A 24,640-nucleotide genomic window follows, 5' to 3' on the forward strand; every position below is an offset into this window, starting at 1 on the left:
TAAGTAACCAATATATAAAATCATAAAGACGATGCACAGAAGAGAAGCACTCAAAAACGTTGCATTTTTGCTGGGAGGAGCAATCTCGGCAAGTACAATGGGCGTTTTATTTGAAAGTTTTACGCTCCCGGAAAACGAAAAGAATTTTGTACTTTATTCGCTCGAAGATGAAAAGATCTTTGCTGAATTCGCTGATATTATTGTCCCGACGACCAAATCATCTGCTGGAGCCAAAGCTGCAGGCTTAGGAAAGTTTATTCCTATGATGATGAAAGATTGTTATCCTGCTACAATGCAAGCCTCATTTGCACAAGGATTTAAAGATCTTCAGGCTAAATCAATGAAAGATTTCGGAAAAAGCTACATTACCTTAACACCTGCCGACCGTAAAAAACTAATGATCGATTTGAGAACAATTGCACTTGCCCAAAAAGAGAGCAAATCGGAAGAGAACAAAGATTTAGCTTACTTTTTTATTACCGCAAGAGATTTAACCCTACTCGGTTATTATTCTTCAGAAATTGGTTGCACCAAAGCACGCGAATATGTGCTTATTCCAGGCCGATATGATGGCAACGCACCTTTAAAACCTGGCCAAAGATCTTGGGCAACGTAATTTCTAACAACAACTACAAAACATCATGAATTTAAATACTAATTTAAAAGCAGAAAATACTTACGATGCTATTGTTATAGGATCGGGGATTAGTGGCGGCTGGGCTGCGAAAGAACTTACAGAAAAGGGCTTGCGTGTATTAATGCTCGAAAGAGGAATGAACATCGAGCACATTACGGGTTACGAAACAGCAATGAAAAATCCATGGGATTTTAAACATGCAGGTAAACTTACTGAAGAGCAAAAACGTACCCACCCTGTACAAAAAAGAGATTATCCTTACCAGGAAGCAAATGAAAAATGGTGGGTAAACGATTTAGAATGTCCATATACTGAAGATAAACGTTTCGATTGGTACCGTGGTTTCCATGTGGGTGGAAAATCGTTAATGTGGGGTCGCCAAAGTTATCGGTTAAGTGATCATAACTTTGAAGATAATGCAAGAGACGGACACGGAAGCGATTGGCCGATTAGATATGCAGAACTCTCTCCATGGTATGATTATGCTGAGCGTTTTGCAGGAATCAGTGGTTCGAAAGAAAACTGGCCTACCTGTCCTGACGGACAATTTTTACCTCCAATGGATTTAAACATTGTGGAAAAATCGGTAAAAGCACGTATCGAAGAGCATTATAAAAGGGAACGGATTATGATGATTGGCCGTGTTGCCAATCTAACAGTTCCGCATAAAGGCCGTGGTAATTGCCAATACAGAAATTTATGTAGCCGTGGCTGTCCATTTGGTGCATATTTCAGCACGCAGTCTTCTACCCTGCCTGCAGCAATGGCAACCAAACGTTTAACATTAAGGCCATATTCTATCGTAAATCATATTATTTATGATAAAGATACCAAAAAAGCTAAGGGCGTAATGGTTATTGATGCGCAGACCAACAAAACGATGGAATTTTATGCTAAAATTGTTTTTGTAAACGGTTCTACATTAGGTTCAACATTCATTCTGTTAAACTCTACATCAGAAGCACATCCAAACGGACTGGGCAATGGAAGCGGCCAGTTAGGGCACAATTTAATGGATCACCATTTCCGTTGTGGAGCATCAGGCGAAGCAGAAGGTTTTGACGACAAATATACGTATGGTCGCCGTGCAAATGGCATTTACGTACCAAGGTACCAGAACATTGGTAACGATAAACGCGATTACTTGCGCGGATTTGGATATCAGGGCGGTGCAAGCAGGGCCAACTGGCAAAGTGATGTGGCCGAATTATCGTTCGGTGCTGATTTGAAAGAGAAAATGACCAAACCAGGCAAATGGACCATGGGCTTGGGGGGCTTTGGAGAAATGCTTCCTTATTACGAAAACAAGGTTTACATCGACCATAATAAAAAAGATAAATGGGGACAACCTGTATTGGCTATCGATTGCGAATACAAAGAGAACGAGAAAAAAATGCGTGTGGATATGATGAATGATGCAGCTGAAATGTTAGAGAAAGCTGGCATGAAAAATATCCAAACATACGATAATGGCTGTTATCCAGGTATGGCTATCCACGAAATGGGTACCGCTAGAATGGGTAACGATCCAAAAACTTCTGTGCTAAATAAATGGAACCAGATGCACGAAGTAAACAATGTTTTTGTAACTGACGGATCGTGCATGCCATCAATTGCTTGCCAAAACCCTTCATTAACATTTATGGCACTAACTGCACGCGCTGCAGATTACGCAGTAAAAGAATTAAAGAAAAAGAATATCTAGAAAGGTTTAAGGTAAAAGGTTTAAGGTGTAGGGCTCAATGTCTCTATGCCTTAAACCTTTAGCCCTATACCCCATACCACAAAAATGAAAAGAAAATTAAGAATGGGCATGATAGGCGGCGGAAAAGACGCCTTTATCGGTGCCGTACACCGTTTGGCCGCCAATATGGATGGCCTAATCGAATTATCTGCCGGAGCGCTTAGTATAAATCCCGAAATTGGTTACGAATCAGGAAAGATCCTTTTTCTTCCCGACAATAGGATTTATACCAGTTACGAAGAAATGCTGACAAAAGAAAGTGAATTGCCAGCTGATGAAAGAATTGATTTTGTAACCATTGTTACCCCAAACTTTGCGCACTTTGCACCTGCAATGATGGCATTGGATAAAGGTTTCAATGTGGTAATAGAAAAACCGATGACTTTAACCTTAGAAGAAGCGAAACAGCTACAGGCTAAAGTACAAGAAACCGGATTAACCCTTTGTTTAACACACACTTACTCGGGTTACCCAATGGTTAAGCAGGCCAAACAAATGGTAAATGAAGGCGAATTAGGTGCCATCCGTAAAATTGTGGTAGAATATCCACAAGGTTGGTTAAGTACGCTTTCTGAGCGCGAAGGCAATGCACAAGCAGCATGGCGCACCGACCCATCTAAAACCGGAAAAAGCGGTTGTATGGGTGATATTGGTACACACGCAGCACACCTTGCTGAATATATTTCGGGATTAAAAATCACTAAAATTTGTGCTGATCTGAATATTGTAGTGCCTGGAAGAGCCATTGATGACGACGGTAACGTACTATTGAAATTTGATAATGGAGCTAACGGTGTATTGGTGGCCTCACAAATTGCTGCCGGCGAAGAAAACGCACTAAAAATTAGGGTTTATGGCGAAAAAGGTGGTTTAGAATGGCACCAGATGGAACCAAACACACTAATTGTAAGATGGTTAAATGCACCTGCCCAGATCTACAGAACCGGCAACGGCTATATGGGTAGTTTTGCAAAACACAATACCCGTACGCCAGGTGGTCACCCTGAAGGTTATTTAGAGGCATTTGCTAACATTTATAAAAACTTTGCACTTACCGTAAATGCAAAATTAAACAATGAGCAACCAACTGCAGAAATGCTCGATTTCCCTGGTACTTCAGATGGAATCAGAGGAATGGCATTTATAGAAAATGTAGTGGCTTCAAGCCAATCAGATCAAAAATGGCTCGACTTTAAAATATAATCATCAGGCATGACAACGATAAAAGGACCAGGAGTATTTTTAGCACAATTTATAAGCGACGAGGCTCCATTTAATTCACTTGATAGCATTTGCAAATGGGCTGCGGATTTAGGATTCAAAGGTATCCAGATGCCAACACTCGATACCCGCTTTATTGATCTTAAACAAGCAGCTGAAAGCAAAACCTATGCTGATGAATTAAAAGGTAAAATTGCAACTTACGGTTTAGAAATTACTGAACTTTCTACACACTTACAAGGACAGTTAGTTGCAGTTCATCCTGCTTACGACGACTTGTTTGATGCCTTTGCACCAAAAGAAGTACACAAAAACCCAAAAGCCAGAACGGAATGGGCAGTACAACAGATGAAATATGCTGCCAAAGCATCTCAAAATCTGGGTTTAAATGCACATGCAACCTTTAGTGGTTCGTTATTGTGGCAGTATTTCCACCCTTGGCCACAACGCCCTGCCGGATTAGTTGAAGAAGGTTTTGCAGAATTGGCTAAACGCTGGACACCCATATTAAACGAATTCGACCAATGTGGTGTTGATGTTTGCTACGAAATACATCCAGGGGAAGATTTATTTGATGGCGAAACATACGAAATGTTCCTCGCTGCCGTAAATAATCATCCTCGGGCATGCTTATTGTATGATCCATCTCACTTTGTGTTGCAACAATTGGATTACATTCAATACATCGATTTTTACCACGAACGCATAAAAGCTTTCCATGTTAAAGATGCAGAATTTAACCCTACAGGCAAACAAGGCACCTTTGGTGGATACCAGAGCTGGGCAAATCGTGCTGGTCGTTACCGTTCACCTGGCGATGGTCAGGTTGATTTTAAAACCATTTTTAGTAAATTGGCGCAATATGATTTTAAAGGTTGGGCCGTTATGGAATGGGAATGTTGTATCAAAAACCAGCAGGATGGTGCGCGCGAAGGCGCAGCGTTTATCAAAAATAATATCATTAATGTAACCGATAAAGCATTTGACGATTTTGCAGCATCGGGTAGTGATAGCGCTTTTAATAAAAGAATATTAGGATTATAAAAACAACAAAACACACAAAAACCTGCATAAGCATCAACTAACAAACAATACTGCTTGTGCAAAGCTTGAATAGCAATAAAAACAATAAACACACATGAAAAAAACATTTTTAATTTTAGGCGCTGTAGTCATTTTTATGGCGTCGTTTTCAAAAGCAGATTTAGCGAAGGAGAAAACCGTGATTGCAACGGCAACAACAAACCATGCTGCTTTTCAATCAAATCCGGGCGAAAAACTGATCAATAAATCAGATTGTTTAGGTTGCCACAACAAGACCAACAAAATTATTGGCCCTGCTTACGTAGACATTGCAAAAAAATATCCGGCTACAGAGAAAAACATCAACATGTTAGCGGATAAGATTATTAAAGGTGGAACTGGAGTTTGGGGCAATATGCCAATGAGCGCTCATGCTACTCTTAAAAAAGACGATGCAAAATTGATGGTAAAGTATATTTTATCTTTAAAGAAAAAATAATCGAATTCCTTTAGCAACTCGATTTACTACATATGAAAACAGAGCAAGAAAATAAAAACACGAGTAACCGTCGTGATTTTATTAAAACTTCGGCAATCGCTGCCGCTGCCTTTATGATTGTTCCGCGCCATGTTTTGGGCGGAACAGGCTATTTAGCACCAAGCGATCGCTTATTGGTTGCCGGCATTGGTGTTGGCGGAAAAGGTCAAAGCGATTTAGACATGTTTTACAAAAGCGGAAAAGCAGATATCGCTTTTCTGTGTGATGTAGACGATCGCCGTGCAGCCAATAGTGTAAAAGCTTTCCCTAAAGCAAAATATTATAAAGATTGGCGCGAGATGTTGGATAAAGAACATAAAAACTTCGACGCTGTCTCTGTTTCAACTCCTGACCACAACCATGCTATCCAGGCTTTAGCAGCCATGCAGTTGGGCAAACATGTTTACGTTCAAAAGCCTTTAACACACGATATTTATGAAGCGCGTATTCTAACCGCAGCTGCAAAAAAATATAAAGTGGTTACGCAAATGGGTAATCAAGGTGCATCAAATGACGGTCCACGCCAAATGAAAGAATGGTACGAAGCTGGTTTAATCGGCGATGTACATACAGTTTATGCCTGGACTAACCGTCCGGTTTGGCCTCAAGGTATTCCTTGGCCAAGCAAAAAAGCAGAAATTCCTAAAGAATTAGATTGGAATTTATGGTTGGGAACGGCCCCTGAAAAGGATTTTGTAGATAAATTAGTTCCTTTTAACTGGCGTGGCTGGTGGGATTACGGAACCGGTGCCTTGGGCGATATGGGTTGCCACTTAATCGAAGCTCCTTTTAGTGTGTTAAACTTAAAATACGCTAAAGAAGTTGAGGCCAGTGTGGGCTCTGTTTATGTAGATGAGTTTAAACGCGGTTATTTCCCTGAAAGCTGTCCGCCATCAAGCCATGTTACCTTAAAATTTCCTAAAACCGATAAAACCAAAGGCGATGTTACGCTACACTGGATGGATGGTGGTATTCAACCAGAACGCCCAGAGGAGTTAGAAGCAAACGAAACTTTTGGCGATGGTGGTAATGGAACCTTATTTATCGGAACAAAAGGAAAAATGATGTCTGAGACATATAGTGCAAATCCAAAATTATTGCCTTTAAGTAAAAACAAAGACATTAAAGTTGCACCAAAATATGCTCGCGTACCAGATGGCGCAAACGGCCACTACAAACAGTGGGTTGAAGCTGCAATTGCAGGTTATGGTAAACAAGAGGTGAGTTCGCCTTTCGAAATTGCAGGTCCATTAACAGAAGCTTTATTAATGGCCAACCTGGCAATCAGAAGTTTCGACATCCAAAAAACGGTAAACGATAAGATTACTTACCCAGGCAGGTACATCAAAATGCTATGGGATAACGATAATATGAAAGTGACCAATTTTGATGAAGCAAACCAGTTTGTAAAACGCGAATACCGTAAAGGCTGGAACAATTTAACGCTTTAATAAAAAGTACTTACAAACCTGATGGGTTTTTAAACGGCGAAGTCTTCAATGAGGCTTTGGAAACATTAAAAATCTCGAATTAAACCCATCAGGTTTAAATTTAAAAAAATGAAAAAAATCTTTCTTTCTGCTTTTATCATATTAGCAGTTACGCAAATATCAAAAGCACAAAAAGGCTTTAAACCATTGTTTGATGGTAAAACAACAACAGGTTGGCATACTTACAACAAAACTACTGTTGGTAGTGGTTGGCAAGTTCAGGATGGTGCATTACACTTAGATTTAGCTAAAAAAGGCACTGATGGTGGGGGCGATTTGGTAACCGACAAAGAATACGGCGATTTCCATTTAAAGTATGAGTGGAAAGTGGCTCCAAAAGCAAATAGCGGTTTGATTTTTTATGTTCACGAAGAACCTAAATACCATGCCACCTATTCTACAGGTTTAGAAATGCAGGTTATTGATAACGATGGCCACCCAGATGGAAAAATCACTAAACACCGTGCCGGCGATTTATATGACCTGGTGAAAAGCTCATCAGAACCTGTTAAAGCGGTTGGTGAATGGAATAAAGCAGAAATCATCAGTAAAAAGGGCAAACTAACATTAATTTTAAACGGTGTTGAAGTAGTAAAAACTACCCTTTGGGATGATAACTGGAAAAAGATTGTTGCAGGCAGCAAATTTGCAACATGGGAAAACTGGGGAACCTTTAAAACTGGTAAAATTGCCTTACAGGATCACGGAGATGAGGTTTGGTACAAAAACATTTCTATAAAAGAACTATAACCGAGGTAAAAGGCGTAAGGTAAAAGGTTGAAAGTTTTTCTTCCCTTATACCTTGCACCCTAAACCCTCCGTCCTAACCTAATAACTTTATATAACCAAATGAATAGCACTACCCGCTTCAAACTCTCTGCCATGATGTTCCTGGAATTTTTTATCTGGGGCGCCTGGTTTGTAACACTTGGGACTTTCTTAGGAAACAATCTTAAAGCTACTGGTTCAGAAACCGGAGCCGTATTTTCAACCCAATCATGGGGCGCCATCATCGCTCCTTTTATTGTAGGCTTAATAGCCGACAGATATTTTAACGCTGAAAGAATTTTAGGCGTACTTCATATCATCGGTGCTGTATTAATGTATCAAATGTACAACGCTACCGATGTTAGCATTTTTTACCCATACGTGTTGGGTTACATGATCCTTTTTATGCCAACACTAGCTCTGGTCAACTCAGTTTCTTTCAATCAAATGAAAGATCCGGAAAAAGAGTTTTCATCAATCCGCATCTGGGGTACTATAGGCTGGATTGCTGCAGGCTTACTAATCAGTTATTTCTTCCATTGGGATTCAAAAGAAGGTACAGAGGCTGGTTTATTGAAGAATACTTTCTTAATGGCCGGCATAGTATCTTTAGCTTTAGGTTTGTTTAGCTTTACGCTACCAAAAACTCCACCTAAAGTCTCTTCAGATGAAAAAATTACCGTTTCTGATGTTTTAGGCCTTGATGCTTTAAAACTTTTGAAAGACAGAAACTTCTTGATCTTCTTTATTTCATCTATTTTGATCTGTATTCCTCTTGCTTTTTATTATCAAAATGCAAACCCATTCCTGTCTAATATCGGTATGGATAACCCTACAGGAAAAATGACTATAGGCCAAGCTTCAGAAGTTATTTTCTTATTGTTTATCCCTGTATTTTTTAAAAGATTCGGTTTTAAAATGACCATCTTGGTGGGTATGCTGGCATGGGCAGTACGTTATGCATTATTTGCTTATGGTAACGCAGGCGAATTGAGCTTCATGTTAATTTTAGGAATCGCTTTACATGGCGTTTGTTACGATTTCTTTTTCGTTTCAGGGCAGATTTATACCAACTCGAAAGCTGGCGAACGTTTTAAAAGTTCAGCCCAAGGCTTAATTACATTAGCTACTTATGGTGTAGGCATGTTGATTGGATTTGCTGTAGCAGGTAAAATTTCTGACGCCTACAAAGCTGCAGATGGAGTAATGGATTGGAAAATGATCTGGATTATACCTGCTGGGATTGCCCTGGTGGTATTTTTATTATTTGCACTAGTTTTTAACGATAAAACCAAGTCTGAAATAGACGCTAAAGCAGTTTAATATGGCCTCTAACATAAATAGGAGAAATGCATTAAAGAACATCGTCGCAGGAACCGCTGCGATTGGAGTTTCTTCAGGACTATCAGCCCTCGCAATGGATAAACGAGAATCAAACGAGCCGCATAGGCTAAAAGGAAATATTAATCACGCCGTATGCCGCTGGTGTTTTAGTAGTTTCGAGGTAGAAGCACTCTGCATCGAAGCAAAAAAATAGGTATTAAAGGCATTGATTTGGTGGGACCGAAAGATTGGCCTACTTTAAAAAAACATGGTTTGGAATCTACCATGTGTAATGGTGCAGAGATTAATTTAGTAGACGGTTTTAACGACGAAAAATTTCACGAAAAGTTAATTCAAAATTATACCGCAATGATTCCGCTTGTTGCCGAAGCTGGTTATAAAAACCTGATCTGCTTTAGTGGAAACCGTCGGGGTAAAGATGATGAAACCGGTTGGAACAATTGCGTTAAAGGGTTAAAACAGTTAATTCCTTTGGCCGAAAAGCACAATGTAGTATTGGTTATGGAGTTGTTAAATAGCAAAGTTAACCATAAAGATTACCAATGCGATAGAACATCATGGGGAGCTGAGCTTTGCAAACGTGTGGGCTCAGAAAACTTCAAATTGCTTTACGATATCTATCACATGCAAATTGATGAAGGTGACGTAATCAGAAACATCAGAGATTATCACCAGTATATTGCACACTATCACACTGCAGGCGTACCTGGCCGCAATGAAATAGACGATACTCAGGAGCTGTATTACCCAGCTATTATGAAAGCCATTGCCGAAACCGGCTTTAAAGGTTACGTGGCACAAGAATTTATACCTAAACAAGCAGATAAAATTGCCTCATTAAAAAAGGCTGTTGAGATCTGCGATATTTAATCTACATTATGATATCAAGAAGAAATTTTATAATCAACAGCAGCATGGCTGCAGCAGCGGCCCTTTTAGTTCCCTCATTTGTTTTTGCAGCAGCCGATAAAAGAGCAGTTGGCCTCCAATTGTATTCTTTAAGAGAAGAATTGCCAAAAGATGTAAAAGGGACATTAGAAAAAATTGCCAAAGCTGGTTTTAAAGAAGTTGAAACATATGGCTTTTCAATAAAGGATCAGTTTTGGGGTTTAACACCTGCCCAGTTTAAAAAACTGCTAGATGATAATGGATTAAAAGCACCAAGTGGTCATTATGGTTTAGGCACTTATTTAAGCGATGGCAATACAACTGAATTAAAAGCTGCAATTGCAGCAGCTAAAGTACTTAAAAGCGAGTATGTAACCATTCCCTGGTTAGATTCAAGCATCAGAAAAAATGCTGAGGATTATAAGAAAATTGCAGCCAGAATAAATGAAGCTGGGAAAATGTGTAAAGCAGCTGGTATCCGTTTAGCTTACCACAACCACAATTTTGAATTCGAAAAAATTGGCAATACTACCGGTTATGAAATTTTGTTAAAAGGTACCGATAAAAAATTAGTTGATTTCGAACTCGATCTGTATTGGGTGGTACGTTCAGGAAACGATCCTATAAAACTGTTTAAAGAAAATCCCGGCCGTTTTACCATGTGGCATGTTAAAGATATGGATAAAGCTAATCCAGCCTTAAATGCTGAAGTAGGAACCGGCGCTATAAATTTCAAACCGATTTTTGCCAATGCTAAACTTTCGGGTATGAAACATTTCTTTGTTGAGCACGAAACCAACTACAAACCAAATCCAATGGCATCTGTTGCAGCAAGCTGTGCTTACATTAAAAAGGAGATCATTTAAAAAGAGATGAATTCAAGAAGAACATTCTTAAAGCAAGCAGGGTTAGCCGCTGGAGCAGCATTCTTAATCCCTTCTTTTGCCTTTGATAAAGCCAGTAAAAATATTGGTTTACAACTGTACTCTTTACGTAATGAATTGCCAAAAGATGTTAAAGGCATTATCGAAAAAGTAGCACAGGCCGGTTATAAAGAAGTTGAAACCTATGGTTTTTCTAACGGAAAATTTTGGGGCTTAACACCAAAAGAATTTAAAGCATTACTTAATGCCAATGGTTTAAAAGCACCAAGCGGTCATTATGGCATGGATGATTTCTTAAAAACAGGCAAAACTGATAAGTTAAAGGCAGATATCGAATCTTCAGCAGCCATTGGCGGTAAATTTTTTACTATTGCTGGTGCACATGTAGACATGAGCAAAGGTGTGGATGGCTTTAAGAAAACTGCTGAAGCTTTTAACAAAGTTGCCCAAATTGCAAAAGCATCAGGTTTAAAATTTGCTTACCACAACCACGATTTCGAATTTAAAAAATTAGGCGATACCACTGGTTATGATGTTTACTTAAGCGAAACCGATAAAAATCTGGTCAATTTCGAAATGGATTTATACTGGGTTGTACGCTCGGGTAATGATCCGTTAGCTTTGTTTAAAAAATATCCAGGCCGCTTCCCAATGTGGCATGTTAAAGATATGGATAAAGCCAAACCTGAATGGAATACCGAAGTGGGTAAAGGTTCTATTGATTTTAAAAGCATTTTTGCCCAGGCAAAACTTTCAGGCATGCAACATTTCTTTGTAGAGCACGAAACCAACTATCAACCTGATCCTATTGGTTCAATCAAAACAAGCTGCGATTATATCAAAGCCAATTTGATTTAAAAATTATCCAAACCTCGCAGGTTTCTAAAACTTGCGAGGTTTAAATCTCTCCTATCGTCATGCTGAATGTAGTTCAGCATCTTTCTTGCGAAATAGACTTGAAATAAATTACCTTCTGTCAGCTCGGTTTATTTCGTAGCTTTCGTAAACTCAGATCAGGGCGACGACTCACTCGAGTTGTTACGCGATCTACAACCTAAGGTCACCAAACACCTTCTCATTTAATACACTTCAAGTATAGCTAAATCGAATTATGCCTAATCTTTTTAATCTTATTTTCTATTGAAAAAGTAAGATTTTAAATATTAAAAGCAAATTAAATTGGCTACGATAGGGATATAAGCTTAATTTTTAGCATATTTGGACTTATATCAAATGTTTAATAAAAAATAATTAAAATTTAAAATGAAAGTAGCAGTAGTGGGTGCCACCGGATTGGTCGGCACTGTCATGTTAAAAGTATTGGAGGAAAGAAATTTCCCTTTAACAGAGTTAATTCCCGTAGCATCAGAAAAGAGTGTTGGCAAGGAAATTACTTTTAAGGGTAAGAAGTTCCCAATTGTTAGCATGGATACTGCAATCAGCATGAAGCCAGATATCGCTTTGTTTTCGGCAGGTGGAAATACTTCATTGGAACATGCTCCGCGTTTTAAAGAAGCCGGAACAACCGTTATCGATAACTCTTCTGCATGGCGAATGGATCCTGCAATTAAATTAATTGTACCAGAAGTTAATGCACACGAGCTTTCTATCGATAACAAAATTATTGCTAACCCGAATTGTTCTACCATTCAAATGGTTGTGGTTTTAAAACCTTTGCACGATAAATACAAAATTAAACGTGTAATCGTTTCCACCTATCAATCGGTTACAGGTACAGGTGTTAAAGCCGTTGAGCAGCTAATGAACGAGCGTAAAGGCATTGATGGCCCTAAAGCTTATCCATACGAAATTGATTTGAATGTTCTTCCGCATATTGATGTTTTCACAGATAACGGATATACCAAAGAAGAAATGAAAATGGTTAAAGAAACGAACAAAATAATGAGCGATGATAGCATTAAAGTTACCGCTACTACAGTTCGTATCCCGGTTATGGGCGGCCACTCAGAATCAGTAAATATCGAGTTCGAAAATGATTTCGATTTAGCTGAAGTGCGTAGTATTTTAGAAAAAGCACCAGGCGTGATCGTTATTGATGATGTTGCTAACCTAAAATACCCAATGCCTAAAGATGCGCATGAAAAAGATGAAGTTTTTGTAGGCCGTATCCGTAGAGACGAATCGGCACCGAAAGCATTAAACCTTTGGATTGTTGCAGATAATTTGCGCAAAGGCGCTGCAACCAATGCTGTTCAGATTGCCGAATATCTAATTCAGAAAGAATTAGTTTAATCAATAATCCCAAGAAAAGTCTCCCGATGTAAAAAATCGGGAGACTTTTTTTATACCTGCTCTCCAACATGAAACATATTCCAATCGCTTTAATATATTCCAGATTACTGATTGGTTTTATAATAATACTATTAAGCTTTTTCCACACCAATCACTATTCTTTTCTGGCAATCACATTATTATCGATCGGTTTATTAACAGATGTATTCGATGGAATAATAGCCAGAAAATTCAATATCTCCACAGAAAAATTACGACGTTTAGACTCCAGCATCGATCAGGTATTTTTTATTTCAGTTGCGGTTGCTACTTATTTACAATGTCCCGATTTTTTCAAAGTCAACTTGGTAAAACTGATTGTCCTTGGCGCTTTCGAAGCTTCAACCTATACATTAAGCTATATCAAATTCAGAAAAGAAATCGCTACGCATTCTATCGGCGCCAAAATATGGACTTTGACTATATTTACCACTTTGGTTGAAATTATAGTTCATTGCGAATCGGTAATATTATTTGAGTTTTGCTTTTGGATCGGGCTGGCAACGAGGTTAGAAATACTCGCCATTGTTTTCACCCTAAAAAAATGGACCAACGACGTACCAAGCATCTATCACGCAGTAAAATTGAGAAAGGGAAAAGAAATTAAGCGCAACAAACTGTTTAATGGATAAACGGTATGAAATTAAAAACGTATAATTTGGAGATTATAATCACTAAATGATATATAAATTAGTGATTAGCCTTTTAATTTTATCTTTGTTAATCTTCAAAGGATAAAATCTCTATGCGATTAAAAATATATCCCCTATTGTTTCTAGTTTTTGCTGCAAACATTACAATTGCCCAAAACCGAGTTCAGAACCTTGAAAAAGCCTTCGATAATTTATTAAATGATGAACAGGCAAAACATGCCATAGCTTCACTTTGCGTTTTAGATGCTAATACAGGCAAAACGCTTTATGCCAAAAATGAGCAAATCGGCCTGGCTACGGCTTCAACCTTAAAAACCATAACTGCAGCCACGGCTTTCAGTATTTTAGGGAAAGATTTTCAATTCCAAACCACATTGGCTTATACTGGAACCATTACTACAGAAGGAATATTAAAAGGAAACCTGATCATTATTGGCAGTGGCGACCCCACTTTGGGCTCCTGGCGATATCAAAACAAAGAGAATGCTGTTTTAACGCAATGGGTTGCTGCAATAAAATCGGCAGGTATCAAAAAAATTGAAGGTACAGTAATTGGGGACGATCGCATTTTCGGTACACAAACAACTCCTGAAGGCTGGGTTTGGCAAGATATTGGCAATTACTATGGTGCAGGAACTTCAGGTTTAGCCTGGCGGGAAAATCAATTCGATATTCAGTTAAGGCCTGGAAGTAGCACAGCAGATGCAGTAAAAATTGTAAAAACAGTTCCGGCTACACCTTATGTTCAAATTGTAAATGAATTAAAAACTGGCGATCCGGGATCTGGAGATCGGGCCTATGCTTTTTTACCTCCATATAGCAATACCGCTTATATCCGCGGTAGCTTGGGCATGGGCATTAGTAAATCGGGGATTTCAGTCGCAACACCCGACCCTGCCTTCGATTGTGCTTACCGCTTACAGGATACCCTTAAAAGATTGGGAATCCCGACCAGCCAACAAGCAACAACAGCTCGCTTAATGACTTTAAATAACCAGGTAATTCCTTCTATTACACAGAAAATAAGCACCATAAGTTCGCCTAACTTAAGTGAGATCACCTATTGGTTTTTAAAGAAAAGCATCAATCTATATGGCGAATCGCTTTTAAAAACCATTGCGATAAAATCAGGCAAATTGAGTACAACAAGTAAAGGGGCAGAAACTGAAATCAGTTTCTGGGCCGATAAAGGCATTGATAAAACAGCATTGAATATTATCGACGGCAGCGGACTCTCTCCAGGTGACAGGATAACCACTTCGGCAATGGCCAGTATACTTTTCCAGATTCAAAAAGAAAATTGGTTTCCTGATTATTATAAAGCCCTGCCAGAATACAATGGCATGAAGATTAAAAGCGGAACGATAAATGACGTTTCGGCGTTTGCAGGCTACCATACTGATGCAGCGGGCAACAAATATGTGGTAGTGATTAATATTAATAATTATAGCGGAAGTGGGATTAACAAGAAACTGTTTAGGGTACTAGATGAATTGAAGTAATATCAACACAAAACATTACTATCCCATTCCACGGTCTGTATCTTCACAGAACTCCTGTAAAATTAATTATTTACTTTTTACAATATCGCACTCATAAATGGCAGGAAAGATGTTGGCCACACAGTAGCTACAAGGGAATTGAAAGCACTATTTCTACGTGTAAAATAAATTCAACATGATAATCGTGATAGACAAACCTTTACCTTAAATACCCCTCAAATTATCATTCAAATAATTTCTCCTAAACACCATCCAAGCCACAACCATATTTATCGGAATTAGAATTGAGCCTAAGCCAAACATAATAAAGATGTAGAAAAGAAAAAACAGACAAAAAATGCCTGTTAAAAACCCTTTAACCCGAATCCCACTCAGTAAAAGCAAACTTCTAAATAACAAAATCGCAGAAAAGGCAAATGCGATTAACTCAAGCGATGTTAAAATACCAAAGTTGGTAAATATCCAACATATTTCGGGCAATAATAAAACGAGATAGTTTAAACAAAAGCTAAAGAATATCTTCGCTTTGGTAAATGGAAAATTTGAGAGGAAAGACAGATAGCGATCGTTAAAGATCTTTTCCTGATAAATGATGGCTACATGCGCCACAACAATACAGGAAGTAATCAGCTTGAGCAACTTATCATTATCTTTAAGATCAGTAAAAACCAAAAACACACTCGAAATCAATACCCACGAAAGCAGCTTGGTAAGCACATAAGCCAGCTTCGATTGATTGAAAACCTGAAAACTGTATAACAAAAAGACTGGCTTATTCCATTTTCTGGTAATCCTGATCAACCAACTAGGCCTATTAGCCTCGATTAAACAATTATTTTCTTTTAAACAGACATAGGCACCAGCCATAATCAGTAGCAGCTGAAAAAGTAATATAATTATAGAAATAAAGTAGAAACCAAATATCAGTCCAACGGTTATTGCATATAACGTATAACTTAAAACCGGAATGAAAATATATACCTGTACAATAAACCAATTTTTAAACTGCTGTTTTTTGCTTGATGCGATAAAACTATAATAGAGAAACTCTTGTTGGGGCAAAGCAAGCTGGCTTAAAACATATTTTAAGCTTTTATAAGCATAAAATGAACTTCCTATCAGGTAAAAAGTTAAAATAAGTGGATTACTCACTATACTAATGGTAAAGAAAAACTGCCAGAAGTCAATTTGCTCTGGCCGAACAGTGCCCAAAGTATTAATAAACAAACAGTAACTGATCAGTATCACAAAGATGAATACCAACATACCTGCATGGGTACGGTAAAATCCATCAACAAATATTTTCTTTAAGGCAGTATTTGAAAGCAAAGACATTAAAAATTCAATGTTATTTTTTTATCATCGATATTAATCTGTTTTAATCCAGGCAGTTTCGCTTCATCTAATGATTGATGTGAAGACAATAAAAAACTGATTTTTTCATTTTGATACTTTTCATTGATCCAACGGTATAATATTTCTAAAGATTCTACATCGATTGTATTTAAAGGTTCATCTAATAAGATCAATCTTGGTTGCCCTAAAAAAGCCAAAACCAACGACAGCTTTTTTAACATGCCACTAGAATATGAACCCACCGGGTTATGGATGTATGGCTTCATTCCCATATCAGTTATTAAAGTCTCTCCTTGACTGGAGATAGCTCCTTTTGCTTTAGCAAAAAGATCAACCATTTCAAATCCAGTTAAAAATTCAGGGTATAACGGTTCTGCTTCGGCAAAATTTACAAGCTTTCGATAAGAAACGCCATGATCTTTTAAGTAGACTGTACCAATTGCGATATCGCCCTTAAAAGACAATATTCCAGCAATTGCTTTCAGCAGCGTGCTTTTACCTGCCCCATTGCTACCTTTTATCCAGAAAATGCCTTCAGGAATTTTAATATTATCTATCTTTAAAATAAGATGATTGAAATAAGATTTTTCAAATTGATTGAAGTGTAACATAAAGCCATTTTATTTCTGACTTTAGTTTTAATAAAAAGTTACAATTCTCATTCATCTTGATAAAATTATAAACGATGCAATTAGTTTTACGCCCTTATCAACCTAGTGATGTTGAAAATTTGGTTAAACATGCCAATAATTTCAACATTTCTAAATACCTGACCAATAAATTCCCTTTCCCGTACGAAGAAAAAGATGGAAAGGCTTTTATCCAGTTAGCTTTGAGTCACGATCCCCTACAGATCAAAGCCATTGTGTTGAACGATGAAGTAATCGGATCGATAGGTGTGCATCAACTTACAGATATCTACAGCAAAAGTGCAGAAATGGGCTATTGGATTGCTGAGGAACATTGGGGCAAGGGCATTGCTCCGCTTGTTATAAAAGAAATGCTTAAATATGGTTTCGAAACATTTGATATCGAAAGGATTTTCGCCAGGACTTCACATACCAACTTGGCCTCACAACAGGTTTTAAAAAAAGCAGGTTTTGTTTTCGAGGCGGAGTTGAAAGGAACCATTTTTAAAAATGGCGAATATTTTGATGAATTAATTTTCGGGTTCAGGAAACATCAGTTAAGCTAAGGGCCAAATTAAAACATTTTGTTAAACTCAAAGCTTATTGCGTAAATTCGTACAAACCAAAAACAACAAAACAATGAAATTATTCAACAAAATTACAGCACTATTTATCATGCTATTAGCTGTGGTAGATTTAGCAAATGCACAAGATTTAAAAATACCGCAAGCCAGTAGTGGGCAAACCATTATCCAGGATTTTGGATTAGGCAAAATCACTTTAAGCTACTCGCGCCCAAATGTTAAGGGTCGAAAAATATTTGGCGGAATGGAACCAATGGGAGCAGTTTGGCGCACTGGAGCAAATGCAGCAACACGTATTAAATTTACGGATGCTGTTCAAATTGAAGGCAAAGACCTGCCTGCCGGAGAATATGGTCTATTCAGCATACCAGGCAAAAACGAATGGACAGTTATTTTTAACAAAACGGCCAATCAATGGGGTGCGTACGAGTATAAAGAAAGTGACGATGTACTACGTGTAAAAGTAAAAACAACAACTTTAAAGGATAAAGTAGAAACCCTTACCATGCAATTTTCGGCTGTTAGCGAAACTTCTGCAACGTTAAATATGATGTGGGAAAATAGTGCCTTTGCCATCAATGTTACTACTTCCATTGACGAAAAAGTAATGGCTAATATTGCTGAAGCGATGAAAGGTGAAAAGAAACCATATTTTGCGGCTGCACAATATTATTTTCAAAATGGAAAAGATTTAAAACAAGCTTTAGAATGGATGACTGAGGCAGAAAAATCTGACATGAAGGCACCTTGGTTTAAATACTGGAAAGGCCGTATCCAATTAAAAATGGGTGATAAAGCTGGTGCAGAAGCTTCAGCCAAAGCAGGCTTGGCTTTAGCAACTGAAGCAAAGGTAGATGAGTATATACGTTTAAACTCTCAATTATTGGCTGAAGCTAAAAAATAAGGATATTCTATATATTCTATATCGGTCGGTGTGACACCGAAATAGAAAGATCGTCATTGCGAGGAGAAACGACGAAGCAATCTTTCAACTACGGGTTTATAGCGACCGCATTAAGATTGCTTCGTCGGCTGAAAAAGCCTTCTCGCAATGACGATTTATCGCAGACGATCACCATAATAGAAATCTTCTGCAATTTATATTGATTTTTATATAATAAATTAAACCACAGCATTACAGACAGCTCGTATTAACTTAAAATTAAGCATTGGTTAACTCAGACAACTATCGTAACATTAACCCTTAAAACGCTTTATTTATTTAAAAATAATACTAACTTTGATGTTGCGCTTAGTAATTGTACTTTATACACTAAGCAGGTTAAAAAATCAATAAAAAATCAAATAAAAATGAGCATAATCGTTAATGTCCATGCCAGACAGATTCTCGATTCGAGAGGCAATCCAACAGTAGAAGTAGAAGTAGTAACAGAGGCAGGCGCTTTTGGCCGTGCTGCTGTACCAAGCGGTGCATCTACTGGACAATATGAGGCTGTTGAATTACGTGATGGTGATAAATCTACATATTTAGGTAAAGGTGTTTTAAAAGCTGTAGAAAATGTAAATACTAAAATTGCTGATGCATTAAGAGGTATTGATGTTTTTGAGCAAAATACAATTGATAAAATCATGTTAGACCTAGATGGTACCGAAAACAAAGGTAACTTAGGTGCTAATGCTATTTTAGGCGTTTCATTGGCTGCTGCTAAAGCTGCTGCTGACGAAATCGGCCAGCCATTATACCGCTATATTGGTGGTGTTAACGCAAACACTTTACCAATTCCGATGATGAACATCATTAACGGTGGTTCTCACTCTGATGCGCCTATCGCTTTCCAGGAATTTATGATTATGCCGGTTGGTGCTCCTTCTTTCTCTGAGGCTTTACGTTGGGGAACTGAAGTTTTCCATAGCTTGAAAAAAATTCTTCACGATAGAGGCTTATCTACTGCTGTAGGTGATGAAGGTGGTTTTGCACCAACTTTTGATGGTACTGAAGATGCAATTGAAACCGTATTAAAAGCAATTGAAACTGCTGGTTACAAACCAGGTTCTCAAATCTGTTTAGCTTTAGATTGTGCATCATCTGAGTTCTATAAAGATGGTAAATATGACTATACTAAATTTGAAGGCGCTACTGGAGTAATTCGTTCTAGTGAAGAGCAGGCACAGTATTTAGCTGATCTTTCTGCAAAATATCCAATTATCTCTATTGAAGATGGTATGGACGAGAACGACTGGACAGGCTGGAAAAGCTTAACGGATAAAATCGGCGACCATGTTCAATTGGTTGGTGATGATTTATTTGTAACTAACGTTACCCGTTTACAACGTGGTATCGACGAGGCTACTGCTAACTCGATCCTGGTAAAAGTAAACCAGATCGGTTCTTTAACTGAAACCATCAATGCCGTAACTTTAGCACAAAACAATGGCTATACTTCAGTAATGAGTCACCGTTCTGGCGAAACTGAAGATGTTACCATCGCTGATTTAGCTGTTGCATTAAACTGCGGACAGATTAAAACCGGTTCTGCATCACGTTCGGACAGGATCGCAAAATACAATCAATTATTACGTATTGAAGAAGAATTAGGCGAAAACGCTCGTTTCATCGGTTCAAAATTCAAATACGCTAAAAAATAACCCATTATGCATTGGGTTTAAACCCACTACGATAGTGTTAACAAGTTGAAAAACTTATTTGCAGAACATCCGGAGATTTTAAATCTTCGGATGTTTTTATTTTAATACTATATTTGTTTGTTGAGATCTGGCTTTTTGCAGATCTCACATCTAAAACTCATATCAATATATGAAACGTTTAATAGACCTGTTCCGCAATAAATATTTCCTTGCAACTGTCGCTTTTGCGATGTGGATGCTATTTTTCGACAAAAACGATATGATGTCGCAATACGAGTACCGCAGTCAGGCCAATAAACTGCAGGAAGAAAAAGAATATTTCGAGAAAGAAACCGCCCAGGTTAAAAAAGATTTAAACGAACTAAATACCAATCTGAATACAGCTGAAAAATTTGCCCGCGAAAAATATTTCATGAAAAAAGACAATGAAGATGTTTTTGTGATTATCCAGGAAGAGAAAAAAGATTAATTTTCAGTTGGCAGTTGACAAGTTCAACTATTAAACAATTCGCCAAACAGTTAACCGATTAACAGATTCAAACAGTTAACCATTCGAATGCTCCACGTCCTTTACATTATCGCCATAACAGCCGAAGCCATGACTGCCGCGCTTTCTGCTGGCAGACGTGATATGGATTGGGTTGGTGTTTGTATTATTGCCTGGGTTACAGCATTAGGTGGTGGAACGGTTAGAAATGTGCTGTTTGGACATTACCCGATGAGCTGGGTAGAACACCCTGAATATTTAGTGATTACCGCTGCCGCAGCCTTACTTGCTGCATTTATTGCTTCGATCATGACTAAGCTTAAAAAGCTATTCCTTTACCTTGATGCTTTAGGTTTAGTGGTATTTACCATTATTGGTTGTCAGGTAGCACAGCAAATCCATTTACCTTATTTAATTGTACTTTTTAGCGGCATGATAACCGGTTGTGCAGGCGGCGTACTTCGTGATGTACTTTGCAATGAGGTTCCATTTCTTTTTAGAAAAGAGATTTATGCCAGTGCAGCCATCGTTACCGGTGCCATTTATATCGGCATAGAGCATTTTCATGGTTCCGAAATGCTGGCTACTGTTTTGGCTGCCATAGTAGGCTTAACACTAAGGTTGCTTTCCATACGTTTCGAATGGCACATGCCCAAGTTTGTTTACCGGGATGAATGGCACTAGGCAAGTTGGGCGTTTTCAACTTAGCGCTTTTTTCCGTGGTGTCAGGTGTTACCACCTGATACTTTCAAATTATTGAACACCATTCATTATTCTCCGATTTAAGGATTATTTATCAGTCAGATTAACATCTGACTGCACAATGAGATGATAACATATGGCTGTACACTAAACTCCAAACTTAGAGTTCCCCGTTTCTTTTTCTTAAAAACCACTCAACTCCTAGCAGAATCATAATTAAACCGAACAGCCATTTCATACTGATCAGTTCATCGTACTTACGATCTTCGTAGCTGATGGTTTTAATATTTTCGTTTTTAGTAATCTCCTCGGCTATTTTAAGCAGGTTTTCGGGCATAAACAATTTGCCATTGCTTTGTTTAGACATGGTATTTAAAAGCTGGTGATTGGCTGTTGTCTGCTGAAATTCTGCAATCAACGCATTTACATAGAAACTACCGGTAGCTGTGAATTTCTTGCCACCCAGTTCGGTATTGGCGAGATAAGAATAATTTCCGGCAGGCATGGTTCCTGCATCTAGCTGATAACCATTTTCTGTTTTAGAAAAAATATAATTAAACACTTTGCCCGCTTCATTTTTAACCTGAAGATTAACTTCCGACTCATTTACAGGCTGATAGCTATCGTTATAAAGGGTGCCGTTAAACTGGATAGTTTCATTTTCATCGTAAGCAGACTTTGAAGTAAACACCTTAAACCTTCGTTTATCATCTTTAACAGATAGGTATTGAACCGTTTTTGAAATCAGGTCATTTAAAACTGATTGATTGCTTTCATTTTCAGCTTCTGAAAGTTTCCATCTCCAAAGCCCCTCTCCCATCAAATAACCTACCTTTAAGCCATTTTCGTTCGCGAAGAACAGTAATGGCTGCTGCGTGCTTACTTTGCCGATACGCTGATTAAAAACAGGTATTGCGCCTGCATTTACGGTTAACCTTCCAAACGGACTTAACAAAGGATCGAAAGATGAAAACTGCTTCTTGTTATCTTCCGTAAGATTAAAACTAGTAAATCCATTGGCAAAATCAGCATATACTTCCTGGAGCGAACCATTAGCAGCACTTAAATTCACCTGATTTTGGATTTGGTTAAAAGCATTTATATTACTCTGTGCACCTAAAATATACCAGATCGGTTTTTTTAGGCCAGTCAACTTCTTGAGGAAAGCTGATGAAATATTCTGCGCATCTGGCAATTGATACAATACAATTAAATCGAATTTAGAAGGATCTGTCGCATTTAAATCATCAGCAAGGGCTAGTTTAGCTTCATAATGTTTATTGAGCGAAATGGCCTCTTTTAATACACTTAAATCGGGATGTGGTGCAGCTGCTGCGAGCAATACCTTCTGGCGGCCATCAATAACCTCTACATAAAAGGTCTGGCTATTATTTCTGGTCGTAATTTCATTTTGCAGGGTTCCCAATTGCAATGTATATTTCTGAACGCCAATTTTACCAGCATGAATCTTAACGGGAATCGTTTTAACAAAAGTACTTCCATTAATGGCTATGTTATGTTGCTCAATCTTAGCGCCGTTTTGACTAACCGTTAAAGAAGTGTTTTCGCCGTTGCTTTGAAAAGCCTGCACCTGAACTTCAACCGTAAAGTCATCATCCAAATACACAATATTATTGTAATTCACATTTGAGATCAATATATCACGCTTCGGAATACTATCACCCAAGGCAACCGTGTATACCGGGGCATTGATCTGATTAACGCTATACAGCGGATTTCCACCATGATTAAAAATACCATCCGTAGCTAAAATAATGGCACCAACATTTCTGTTGGCATATTCATCTCTAACTTTCCGAAAAAAAGCCGAAGCATCGGTTAATTTTCCTTGATTTTTAAAATCGAAACCATCTGCAACCTGATCGCCAAAATGAAGTGTTTTCACTTCGTACTTATCTGATAGTTTATCTTGTAAAGTTTTGAGGTTTTGCTCGTATAATTTTTGGTCGAAACCTGCTGCTTTAATCTGGCCAACAGACAGGGAATTATCCTGTCCGATAATAATTACGGGTTTATCTAACGTATAATTTAAGGTTTTGATGAGCGGTGCAAATATTAACCATGCAATAGTAGTCACTACAATAATCCGCAGTGCGGTTAAACCATACTGAAGTTTTTTATCTAAATTTTTGTTGCCGCGATACAGCAACCAGGCATACAACGCGCCTAAAGCCAAGCAACCGAGAAAAAACAAAATAGATGTACCCGAGAAAAAACTGTTCATACTTTTATAAAGATGGTAATTTTGAGGAAATTTTCAAGAGTATTAACCGCAAATGCGCAAAGAATTTACGCAAAGTACCGCAAAGCGAATGTGCATCCTGCAATTTCTAAACTTAGCGGCCTTTGCACCATGGTAATTAGGAAATCTCAGCGAACTTTGTGGTTAAAAAAGATAATTTCGTTAGTTTTAACCAAACCAAAATTTATGAAATTAATCTGTTTAACGTTTCTAGTGTCTCTAAGTCTTATGGTAAACGCCCAAAATAATTTTAAAGCCACTCAAATTAAATTTGAAAGAGTAGAAAAGGCCTATAATGAAAAATGGGAAACGCTGAAAAAATTTGTTCAGGCCGGTGGTTACGGAGATCAATTCTCGATGATAATCAATGCCTACAAAACAGAAGGAAAACTGGAAGTATGGTTAAAAAATAATTCAGCAAAAACCTATTCGTTGTTTAGAACATATGATTTCTGTGCACATTCTGGCACTATCGGCCCGAAAGTGATTGAAGGAGATGGACAAACACCTGAGGGATTTTATTACATAAATGTTTTCAACCCCATGAGCAACTTTCATTTATCCCTGGGCGTAAACTATCCAAATGCTGTAGATTATGCCAGAACGGGAAAAGATAGAAAACCTGGAGGTGATATCTACATTCATGGCAATTGCGTAACCGTTGGATGCATTCCATTAACCGACGAAAAAATTAAAGAAGTTTATGTTTTAGGCGTTGAAGCTAAAAATGCTGGCCAGGAAATGATCCCGGTTAATATCTATCCGTTCAAAATGACAGATGGAAATATGAAGAAATACATTGCTCAATTCCCTGCTCAGGCCAGCTTTTGGAAATCGCTGCAGCCAGGGTATTTAGCTTTTGAGAAGAATAAAAACCAGGCTAACATAAGTGAGGTAAAAGGGAATTATGTTGTAAAATAGTTGAAATGTTAAAGGCTGGACTGTTGTAAAGTTCTGCTATTAAATAAGGTAAAAACTAAAAGGCGTAAGGTTTAGGGTCATTACCCACCTTACGCCTTTACTATTTT

General features: G+C 38.0%; 23 protein-coding genes. 20 read left to right on the forward strand and 3 right to left on the reverse strand.

Annotated features, from left to right (window positions below):
• The first annotated feature begins 31 nt into the window (after nucleotides 1-31).
• From H9N25_RS14940 to dacB, 14 genes are all read left to right on the forward strand, one after another.
• The gene (locus H9N25_RS14940) at nucleotides 32-616 is read left to right on the forward strand and encodes a gluconate 2-dehydrogenase subunit 3 family protein (protein ID WP_167296755.1); all 585 of its coding nucleotides are present in this window, start codon (nucleotides 32-34) and stop codon (nucleotides 614-616) included.
• Between the two features lie 25 nt (nucleotides 617-641).
• On the forward strand, nucleotides 642-2,342 hold the full coding sequence (locus H9N25_RS14945; RefSeq protein WP_190326412.1) for a GMC oxidoreductase: 1,701 nt from the start codon (nucleotides 642-644) through the stop codon (nucleotides 2,340-2,342).
• Between the two features lie 84 nt (nucleotides 2,343-2,426).
• Entirely contained in the window at nucleotides 2,427-3,584 is a 1,158-nt protein-coding gene (locus tag H9N25_RS14950; RefSeq protein WP_190326413.1) for a Gfo/Idh/MocA family protein, read from the forward strand.
• Nucleotides 3,585-3,593: 9 nt separating this feature from the next.
• Nucleotides 3,594-4,646, forward strand: coding sequence for a sugar phosphate isomerase/epimerase family protein (locus tag H9N25_RS14955; protein WP_190326414.1), 1,053 nt, complete (start codon nucleotides 3,594-3,596; stop codon nucleotides 4,644-4,646).
• Between the two features lie 94 nt (nucleotides 4,647-4,740).
• The gene (locus tag H9N25_RS14960) at nucleotides 4,741-5,124 is read left to right on the forward strand and encodes a c-type cytochrome (protein WP_167296758.1); all 384 of its coding nucleotides are present in this window, start codon (nucleotides 4,741-4,743) and stop codon (nucleotides 5,122-5,124) included.
• 32 nt (nucleotides 5,125-5,156) lie between these two features.
• Entirely contained in the window at nucleotides 5,157-6,614 is a 1,458-nt protein-coding gene (locus H9N25_RS14965; RefSeq protein WP_167296759.1) for a Gfo/Idh/MocA family protein, read from the forward strand.
• 108 nt (nucleotides 6,615-6,722) lie between these two features.
• Nucleotides 6,723-7,403: a 3-keto-disaccharide hydrolase gene (locus H9N25_RS14970; protein WP_167296760.1), complete on the forward strand. Its 681-nt coding sequence runs from the start codon at nucleotides 6,723-6,725 to the stop codon at nucleotides 7,401-7,403.
• A 99-nt stretch (nucleotides 7,404-7,502) separates the two neighbouring features.
• A complete protein-coding gene (locus H9N25_RS14975) occupies nucleotides 7,503-8,744 on the forward strand; it encodes a nucleoside permease (protein ID WP_167296761.1) in 1,242 nt (413 codons plus the stop codon).
• A gap of 234 nt (nucleotides 8,745-8,978) precedes the next feature.
• Complete coding sequence (locus tag H9N25_RS14980; RefSeq protein ID WP_223833396.1) at nucleotides 8,979-9,635, forward strand: hydroxypyruvate isomerase family protein; 657 nt, start codon at nucleotides 8,979-8,981, stop codon at nucleotides 9,633-9,635.
• A gap of 8 nt (nucleotides 9,636-9,643) precedes the next feature.
• On the forward strand, nucleotides 9,644-10,519 hold the full coding sequence (locus tag H9N25_RS14985) for a sugar phosphate isomerase/epimerase family protein (protein ID WP_167296763.1): 876 nt from the start codon (nucleotides 9,644-9,646) through the stop codon (nucleotides 10,517-10,519).
• 6 nt (nucleotides 10,520-10,525) lie between these two features.
• Nucleotides 10,526-11,395 carry a sugar phosphate isomerase/epimerase family protein gene (locus H9N25_RS14990; protein WP_190326415.1) on the forward strand — a complete coding sequence of 290 codons (870 nt, stop codon included), beginning with the start codon at nucleotides 10,526-10,528 and terminating at the stop codon, nucleotides 11,393-11,395.
• 405 nt (nucleotides 11,396-11,800) lie between these two features.
• Nucleotides 11,801-12,790 (forward strand): aspartate-semialdehyde dehydrogenase, encoded by a 990-nt coding sequence (locus H9N25_RS14995; protein ID WP_190326416.1) that lies wholly within the window; start codon nucleotides 11,801-11,803, stop codon nucleotides 12,788-12,790.
• A gap of 68 nt (nucleotides 12,791-12,858) precedes the next feature.
• Entirely contained in the window at nucleotides 12,859-13,461 is a 603-nt protein-coding gene (locus tag H9N25_RS15000) for a CDP-alcohol phosphatidyltransferase family protein (protein WP_190326417.1), read from the forward strand.
• A 113-nt stretch (nucleotides 13,462-13,574) separates the two neighbouring features.
• Nucleotides 13,575-14,984 (forward strand): D-alanyl-D-alanine carboxypeptidase/D-alanyl-D-alanine endopeptidase, encoded by a 1,410-nt coding sequence (gene dacB / locus H9N25_RS15005; RefSeq protein WP_190326418.1) that lies wholly within the window; start codon nucleotides 13,575-13,577, stop codon nucleotides 14,982-14,984.
• 204 nt (nucleotides 14,985-15,188) lie between these two features.
• Here the strand turns inward: dacB and H9N25_RS15010 are convergent, their stop codons facing one another.
• Both H9N25_RS15010 and H9N25_RS15015 read right to left on the reverse strand, forming a co-directional pair.
• Nucleotides 15,189-16,319: a hypothetical protein gene (locus tag H9N25_RS15010; RefSeq protein WP_190326419.1), complete on the reverse strand. Its 1,131-nt coding sequence runs from the start codon at nucleotides 16,317-16,319 to the stop codon at nucleotides 15,189-15,191.
• A complete protein-coding gene (locus H9N25_RS15015; protein ID WP_167296769.1) occupies nucleotides 16,319-16,951 on the reverse strand; it encodes an ABC transporter ATP-binding protein in 633 nt (210 codons plus the stop codon). The genes H9N25_RS15010 and H9N25_RS15015 overlap by 1 nt, the downstream gene beginning before the upstream one ends.
• A gap of 74 nt (nucleotides 16,952-17,025) precedes the next feature.
• Here H9N25_RS15015 and H9N25_RS15020 point away from each other — a divergent pair, with 74 nt between their 5' ends.
• The 5 genes from H9N25_RS15020 to H9N25_RS15040 all read left to right on the forward strand — a co-directional run bounded on the left by H9N25_RS15020 (nucleotide 17,026) and on the right by H9N25_RS15040 (nucleotide 21,331).
• Complete coding sequence (locus tag H9N25_RS15020) at nucleotides 17,026-17,535, forward strand: GNAT family N-acetyltransferase (protein ID WP_190326420.1); 510 nt, start codon at nucleotides 17,026-17,028, stop codon at nucleotides 17,533-17,535.
• A 73-nt stretch (nucleotides 17,536-17,608) separates the two neighbouring features.
• Nucleotides 17,609-18,457 (forward strand): DUF2911 domain-containing protein, encoded by an 849-nt coding sequence (locus tag H9N25_RS15025; protein WP_190326421.1) that lies wholly within the window; start codon nucleotides 17,609-17,611, stop codon nucleotides 18,455-18,457.
• A 407-nt stretch (nucleotides 18,458-18,864) separates the two neighbouring features.
• Nucleotides 18,865-20,160, forward strand: coding sequence for a phosphopyruvate hydratase (eno, locus tag H9N25_RS15030; protein ID WP_029278432.1), 1,296 nt, complete (start codon nucleotides 18,865-18,867; stop codon nucleotides 20,158-20,160).
• A 169-nt stretch (nucleotides 20,161-20,329) separates the two neighbouring features.
• Entirely contained in the window at nucleotides 20,330-20,629 is a 300-nt protein-coding gene (locus H9N25_RS15035) for an FtsB family cell division protein (protein ID WP_025145767.1), read from the forward strand.
• An 87-nt stretch (nucleotides 20,630-20,716) separates the two neighbouring features.
• Nucleotides 20,717-21,331, forward strand: a complete 615-nt coding sequence (locus H9N25_RS15040; RefSeq protein WP_167296772.1) for a trimeric intracellular cation channel family protein — start codon at nucleotides 20,717-20,719, stop codon at nucleotides 21,329-21,331.
• A 178-nt stretch (nucleotides 21,332-21,509) separates the two neighbouring features.
• On the opposite strand, the gene H9N25_RS15045 is transcribed toward H9N25_RS15040, so the two are convergent.
• On the reverse strand, nucleotides 21,510-23,594 hold the full coding sequence (locus H9N25_RS15045; protein WP_190326422.1) for a hypothetical protein: 2,085 nt from the start codon (nucleotides 23,592-23,594) through the stop codon (nucleotides 21,510-21,512).
• Nucleotides 23,595-23,825: 231 nt separating this feature from the next.
• Between H9N25_RS15045 and H9N25_RS15050 the strand changes: the two genes are divergently transcribed.
• Nucleotides 23,826-24,533 carry a L,D-transpeptidase family protein gene (locus tag H9N25_RS15050; protein ID WP_223833397.1) on the forward strand — a complete coding sequence of 236 codons (708 nt, stop codon included), beginning with the start codon at nucleotides 23,826-23,828 and terminating at the stop codon, nucleotides 24,531-24,533.
• The last annotated feature ends 107 nt before the right edge of the window (nucleotides 24,534-24,640 follow it).

Origin of the sequence: Pedobacter riviphilus (assembly GCF_014692875.1) — a bacterium.
Classification (GTDB): Bacteria; Bacteroidota; Bacteroidia; order Sphingobacteriales; family Sphingobacteriaceae; genus Pedobacter; species Pedobacter riviphilus.